Genomic DNA, 1187 nt, shown 5'->3' with positions numbered 1-1187 from the left:
ACGCCTCTTCAGTATAAACCATGTAATCAACTGATGATGTGTCTTGATAGATTTCAAAACCATCTTCAACTAATCTAATTTGAAATGATCGTGATAAGTCCCCACTACGATATGGACTCGCTGATTGTATAATGATGAGAGCTTGTGTTTTTAACATCTCTAACTTCATCAATAAGTTTTTCTCTTGTTGTATTTTTCTTTTTTCATTCTTAAACGAATTAGAGTTTATATATTCTTGAAACTCTCTCTCTCGCTTTGTCATACCATTGTAATCTCGGTTTCATAATCATTGAAATGCTGATAAATAATTCTTGCTTTCTCATAGAGCGTGTTATCCGTTTGATTTGCTGATTCTATCTTATATACTTTTTCTGCTACTCGTATAATATCCCCTTGTGTAAATGGTAGGTTATCCTTTGTGCGTATCACGAACACATACTTATTCATTTTAAGTCCATTGACATCTTGTTGTGCAAAGTTGTCTTTCTTCACGAAACGATACTTAAACGGAACAGCACCCTCATAAGATACTGCTTCATCTACGGTTAATGGTTTGTTCTTTTGTAGATACTCGGCATTGACTGGATATTGTTCGCCACCGATTAGAAAGTCCATCATTAGTAATCACTCCTAATTTGTGTATCATGTAATTGGAAGTTATATTGATTGGTAAACAAGATACTTGCAGTCGCTTGCACAACCTTTGATAAACTTGCCTTATCTAATTGCCCACTCTCTAACAACTCGCTTATACCCTTACCTCGTGTTGTTAAAACTAATGAACATACACTATCAATAAACGCTTTACGGTATTGTATATCCTTTGCGATTAAAAACTCTACTTTAGGTCGTGATACTGGCATAATTGAATCCTTAATCACATTCATCATCAATTTAGTTAAGTATCTTAATGTTGCGTTAGCTTGTGTGCTACCACCTACACCGATTACCATATCAACACCTGTTTCGGCTCTTACATAATCCATTTTAGGAAATGGCATATGCTCTGTGAAGTCATACGTTGAGTTTACATCTAACGTGCTTGGATTAACTCCATATAATTCTGTAATCATTTTGGCTCTCCCTTTTAGTGTAAAGGAGTGAGGCTTAACACCCCACCCCATACAGTTAGTTTATTCAGTTTTTTTTTTAATTATTAAGATGCAGAAGCATCGTGGATTTTAACT

3 protein-coding genes are annotated in these 1187 nt (G+C 34.9%); all 3 read right to left on the bottom strand.

Going from position 1 to position 1187, the window contains the following annotated elements; genetic code table 11:
• Positions 1-262, bottom strand: a 262-nt coding sequence (locus JU82_RS11800) for a hypothetical protein (RefSeq protein ID WP_294892216.1), incomplete at its 3' end; no start/stop codon positions are given.
• Complete coding sequence (locus tag JU82_RS05260) at positions 259-618, bottom strand: hypothetical protein (protein WP_037947541.1); 360 nt, start codon at positions 616-618, stop codon at positions 259-261. The genes JU82_RS05260 and JU82_RS11800, both read right to left, overlap by 4 nt.
• Positions 618-1073 carry a hypothetical protein gene (locus tag JU82_RS05255; RefSeq protein ID WP_037947539.1) on the bottom strand — a complete coding sequence of 152 codons (456 nt, stop codon included), beginning with the start codon at positions 1071-1073 and terminating at the stop codon, positions 618-620. Before JU82_RS05255 ends, JU82_RS05260 begins: the two co-directional genes overlap by 1 nt.
• Positions 1074-1187 lie beyond the last annotated feature (114 nt).

The sequence above is a fragment of the Sulfuricurvum sp. MLSB genome (assembly GCF_000747095.1).
GTDB lineage: Bacteria > Campylobacterota > Campylobacteria > Campylobacterales > Sulfurimonadaceae > Sulfuricurvum.
This window is presented reverse-complemented; position numbering and strand designations above follow the sequence as displayed.

Bases quoted from the DNA above. Each gene is read 5' to 3' on its own strand.
- JU82_RS05255 (WP_037947539.1), bottom strand. From the start codon at position 1,073: ATGATTACAGAATTATATGGAGTTAATCCAAGCACGTTAGATGTAAAC.
- JU82_RS05260 (WP_037947541.1), bottom strand. From the start codon at position 618: ATGATGGACTTTCTAATCGGTGGCGAACAATATCCAGTCAATGCCGAG.